The following is a 4922-nucleotide window of genomic DNA, read 5'->3' as shown; positions in this document are numbered from 1 at the left end:
TGCGTTGGAGATCGCGTCGAGGTAGAGGGCATCGACTGGCCGGAAGCCCGGGCGGCGATTGCGGCGGTGGCCCCCCGCAGCAGCCTGCTGGAGCGTCCTGCTGTGGCGAACTGCAGCCGGGTTGTGGTGGTGGGGGCGTTGGCTCAGCCGGAGTTGGATCCACTGCAACTCACCCGTTTTTTGCTGACGGCGGAGCGGACGGGTGTCGCGGTGGAGCTGGTGCTCACCAAGGCGGATCTGCTGAGCGCATCGGAACAAGAGCAGTGGCGTGAACGGCTCACGGCTTGGGGGTATGTCCCCCAGCTGGTCTCCTCCCAGAGTGGGCTTGGTCTGGCTGCGCTGCGGGAGCGTCTGGCGCAACCGGGGGTCTCAGTGCTGTGTGGCCCATCGGGGGTGGGCAAGAGCAGCTTGATCAACGCCCTGTTGCCGCAGCTGCGTTTGCGGGTGAGTGCCGTCTCAGGCCGCCTGCAGCGGGGACGGCACACCACGCGGCATGTGGAACTGTTCCCGGTGGAGCCCGGTGCACTGCTGGCGGATTCACCGGGCTTCAACCGCCCGTCCTTGCCGGCGGAGCCCACGGAGCTGGGGAGCCTCTTCCCGGAAATTCGGCAGCGGCTCGAGAGCTCGGCCTGTCAGTTCAAAAATTGCTTGCATCAGGGCGATCCGGGCTGCGCCGTCGGCAGCGATTGGGATCGCCATGGTCTGTATCTCAACTGCCTGGAGTCCGTGCAGCAGCAGGTGGCGCGCCAACCCCGCCCCCGCAGTGGCGGCCTGAAGCAGCGGGGAGGAAAGCAGGAGCCCCTGCTCGATCAGCGCCTGCGTCAGAGCTCAAGGCGCCGCTTGCGGCAGGAGGAGCCCGACGAGGAGGGCTAGGCCTAGCCCATGCCGGGCAGGTTCAGGTTGAGCCCGCCGGTGAGCTCTTCCATCCGCTCTTTCATGGTCCCGGTGGAGTTGTCGTAGGCCGCGCGCAGGGCCTCGAGGGTGGCGTTTTCCGTTGTGGAGGCGCCCTCGGCGAGCAGGGCAGGGTCGAGGCGGACCTTCAGGGGCTGCTGGTTACCCGAGAGCCAAACGCTGGCCCGGCCGCAGCTGCTTTGCCCCTCGATTTCCATCGCATCCAGCTCCTCCTGGAGCTTCGCGGCGTCCTGTTGGATCTGCTGGGCCTTCTTAAAGGCTTCGGTGAGCTGGCCGAAATTGGGGAGACCGAAACCGGCCATGCCTGCACTGTTGAAGTGGGCGCAGGCTACGCCGCCAGGGCGAGGTCTTCGAAGCGTCCCAGCCGTTTCACCTCGGTGTGGAGGGCGATGCTGTGCTGCTCCATCACCCGCTGTTGGACCAGGGCAATGAGTTGATCAATCTCCCCGGCGCTGGCGCTGCCGGTGTTGACGATGAAGTTGGCGTGGATCGGGGAGATCTGGGCGCCGCCCAGGCTGAATCCCTTGAGGCCGAGGGCTTCGATCAGTTGTCCGGCTTTCTGCGGTTCGGGGTTGCGAAAGACGCTGCCGCAGCTGGGTTGCTGGTAGGGCTGAGTGCTGGTTCTGCTGTGCAGGTTGGCGCTGGTGCGCTGGCTGACGCTGCGGGGATCGTGGCCCGGGGAGAGGCGAAAGCGAGCCGAGAGGACCACCAGGGGTTCCGCTTGAAGGCGGCTATGGCGGTAGTCAAAGTCCAGTGCTGCGGCAGAGATTGTGTGGGTCTGGCTGGGCTGCTCCGGGTCCACCACCGTGACGCTCTCGAGGATGTCGGCGGTGCAGCCCCCTTGGGCGCCTGCATTCATCACCGCCGCGCCTCCCACCGTTCCTGGGATGCCCACGGCCCACTCCAGGCCCGAGAGGCCGGCCCGGGCCGCCCGCCGCGCCAGGGTGGGAATCGGTTCTCCCGCCTGGGCTTCGATCAGGCCGCTGCTGGCCTCCAGGTCAGCCCCTTGGAGGTGGCGGGTGCAGAGGGTCAGTCCCTCCAGTCCTTGATCGCTCACCAGCAGGTTGGACCCTGCTCCAATGACCCTCTGGATGCAGCCCTGGGCGGCAGCCCAACGCAGCAGGGCCAACAGTTCCTCCGTTGATTCCGGTTCAGCGAAGTAATCCGCTGCTCCCCCCACTTTCCAGGTGGTGTAGTCGGCCAGAGCAACCGCCGAACGCAGCCCCAGAGGGAGGGAGAGGGCCATCGCTAGGCCACAAGGGGAAGGGCGGCGGCGGGATCGCTGCGGCCTTCCAGGCGACTCCAGAGGCTGTTGACATCACCGGCACCCATGGCCAGCACCAAGTCGCCCGCTTGGCTGGTTTGGCCGATGGCATCCGCCAGGGTCTCCAGGTCATCGAAGGCGCTGACGGGTAGCCCAGGGGAAATCCGCTGGATTTCAGCGGCGAGGGCCGCGCTGGAGATCCCTGGGATCGGGGCTTCGCCAGCCGCATAGAGGGGGGCGATCAGCACGGCATCGGCCTGGCTTAGGGCCTGGGCAAAGTCGCTGAGGAACTCCGCCGTCCGGCTGTAGCGGTGCGGCTGAAAGACGGCTAGGAGCCGTTGGGGCGCCTCTGGCAAGGGGCTGCGCCCACTGCTGACCATCAGGCGGGCCATCGCCAAGGTGGCCTGCACCTCGCTGGGGTGATGGGCGTAGTCGTCGACCACCTGGCGGCCGCACCAATTACCCCGGTAGTCGAAACGGCGTCCAGGGGCCTGGAGGCCCTCCACGGCCCGTTGCAGCTCGGCAAAGGAGACGCCATGGAGACGGCAGGCGGCCATGGCGGCGGTGGCATTGCTCAGGTTGTGGAGCCCGGGCAAGGGCAGCCGGAATTGCCCGAGGGCCTCTCCCTGCTCATAGAAGGTGGCCAGGGTGCCGTCGCCATCGAGCTCATCGGCGATAGCCGCGAAGTCCACCCCTTCGCTGCTCTGGATGGACCACCAGTGGTGGGCTTGAAAGTGTTCCCGCAGCACGGGACAGTCGCGGTTGGCCAGCAGCTGTTCGCTGCCTTTGGCGAAGCGCTGGAGGGTGGTGATCAGGGAGGCCAGATCGCTGTAGTGGTCGGTGTGATCCAGCTCGAGGTTGGTGATCACACCAAGCCAGGACTGGAACTTCACCAGGGAGCCATCCGACTCATCCGCTTCCGCCACCAGCAAGGGGCCATCGCCATTGCGGCCGTTGCTGGCGAAGGCGGGCACCACCCCACCAATGACGGCCGTGGGGTCGTGGTTGGTGGCGTGCAGCAGGCTGGCCACCAGGGTGCTGGTGGTGGTCTTGCCGTGGCTGCCAGCCACGGAGATCGAGGGCTGGGCGGCAATCAAAGCCGCCAAGACATCTGAGCGGTGCCAGACCTTCAGCCCGGCGCGCTCGGCTTCTAATAATTCGGGGTTGTTCGCCGGCACAGCAGAGCTGACGACGACGGCTGGTGGGCAGGAGGTGCCGCTGCGAATGGCGTCGATGGTGGCGGGGCTTTGCTCGCGAAACACCCGGACACCGCGGCTGCGCAGGTTCTGCAGCACGGCGTTGTCCCTGGGGTCGGAGCCGCTGATGCTGTGGCCGCGGTCCGCCAGGATCCCGGCGATGGCAGACATGCCGATGCCGCCAACTCCAATGAAATGGAGAGGTTGGTGGCGATCAAGCGTCAGGACCAATGGCGTATCCAAGCCTGGCCAGAAATTAAGACCGAACGGGTCGCTTGTCCTCTTCTCAAGCACGATTTGAGTGCTTTTGACAGGTGGTGACCTTTTGTCCCCAGATGGGGAGGGTCAGGCAATTTCGGTATGATCGGCGGCCAAATCCTCCTTGCTAGCGGGTTCGCCCGCCATACGCCATGACCCTGAAGGTTGCGATCAACGGATTCGGCCGCATCGGTCGCAACTTCATGCGTTGCTGGCTGAGCCGCGGAAGCAATACCGGCATCGAGATTGTCGGCATCAACGGCTCCGGTGACACCAACACCAACGCCCACCTGCTGAAGTACGACTCGATGCTCGGCCCCCTGCGTAACGCAGAGGTGACCACCACCGAGAACACGATCGTCATCAACGGCAAGACGATCAAGACCTTCTACGACCGCAACCCCGCCAACCTCCCCTGGAAGGAGTGGGGCGTGGATCTGGTGATCGAATCCACCGGTGTCTTCAACGACGACGTCGGCGCCAGCAAGCACTTCGAAGCCGGTGCCAAGAAGGTGATCCTGACCGCCCCTGGTAAGGGTGCCAAGGTCGGCACCTTTGTGGTGGGCGTGAACGCCGATCAGTACCGCCACGAGGATTACGACATCCTCAGCAACGCCAGCTGCACCACCAACTGCATGGCGCCTGTGGTCAAGGTCCTGGATCAGGCCTTCGGCATCGTCAAAGGCACGATGACCACCACCCACAGCTACACCGGTGACCAGCGCATCCTCGATGCCTCCCACCGTGACCTGCGCCGCGCCCGCGCCGCTGCTGTGAACATCGTTCCCACCAGCACCGGTGCAGCCAAGGCCGTGGCTCTGGTCTACCCCGAGGTGAAGGGCAAGCTCAGCGGCATCGCCCTGCGCGTCCCCACCCCCAACGTGTCCGTCGTCGACATGGTGCTCGAGATGAGCCGCGAGACCACCAAAGAGGAGGTCAACGCAGTGCTCAAGGCCGCCTCTGAGAACGGCATGAAGGGCATCATCAAGTACACCGACCTGCCCCTGGTCTCCAGCGACCACGCCGGTACCGATGAGAGCACCATCGTTGACTCCGACCTCACCCTGGTGATGGGCGGCAACATGGTCAAAGTCATCTGCTGGTACGACAACGAGTGGGGCTACAGCCAGCGCGTCGTTGACCTGGCCGAGATCGTTGCCAAGAACTGGAAGTGATCTGAGCGCCTGCTCAACCTCTTTCCATCAGCCGCCCTTCGGGGCGGCTTTTTGATGGTTGTGCGATCAGCTGAAGTGCCGGTAGCCCGGATCGCTCTCCTGAAGGGGCAGCCCGGT

5 protein-coding genes are annotated in these 4922 nt (G+C 65.3%); 2 read left to right on the top strand and 3 right to left on the bottom strand.

Features of this window, described 5'->3' with window-relative positions; all coding sequences use genetic code 11:
- Nucleotides 1–873 (top strand): ribosome small subunit-dependent GTPase A (gene rsgA / locus QZ184_RS10045; RefSeq protein ID WP_296419414.1); only part of this gene is annotated, 873 nt, incomplete at its 5' end.
- Between the two features lie 2 nt (nt 874–875).
- Here rsgA and QZ184_RS10040 read toward each other — a convergent pair.
- The 3 genes from QZ184_RS10040 to murC are packed head-to-tail and all read right to left on the bottom strand — an operon-like array spanning nt 876 to nt 3603.
- Nucleotides 876–1214: a YbaB/EbfC family nucleoid-associated protein gene (locus QZ184_RS10040; RefSeq protein ID WP_296419413.1), complete on the bottom strand. Its 339-nt coding sequence runs from the start codon at nt 1212–1214 to the stop codon at nt 876–878.
- A 26-nt stretch (nt 1215–1240) separates the two neighbouring features.
- Nucleotides 1241–2158 (bottom strand): UDP-N-acetylmuramate dehydrogenase, encoded by a 918-nt coding sequence (gene murB, locus QZ184_RS10035; RefSeq protein WP_296419412.1) that lies wholly within the window; start codon nt 2156–2158, stop codon nt 1241–1243.
- A 2-nt stretch (nt 2159–2160) separates the two neighbouring features.
- Entirely contained in the window at nt 2161–3603 is a 1443-nt protein-coding gene (gene murC / locus QZ184_RS10030; protein ID WP_296419411.1) for a UDP-N-acetylmuramate--L-alanine ligase, read from the bottom strand.
- A gap of 179 nt (nt 3604–3782) precedes the next feature.
- Here murC and gap point away from each other — a divergent pair, with 179 nt between their 5' ends.
- A complete protein-coding gene (gene gap, locus QZ184_RS10025) occupies nt 3783–4805 on the top strand; it encodes a type I glyceraldehyde-3-phosphate dehydrogenase (protein ID WP_296415471.1) in 1023 nt (340 codons plus the stop codon).
- Nucleotides 4806–4922 lie beyond the last annotated feature (117 nt).

This window comes from Vulcanococcus sp. DEBay_Sum22DG08_74, from assembly GCF_017852955.1.
Classification (GTDB): domain Bacteria; phylum Cyanobacteriota; class Cyanobacteriia; order PCC-6307; family Cyanobiaceae; genus Vulcanococcus.
The sequence above is the reverse complement of the archived record's forward strand: the minus strand, read 5'-3'. Positions and strand labels throughout refer to the sequence as shown.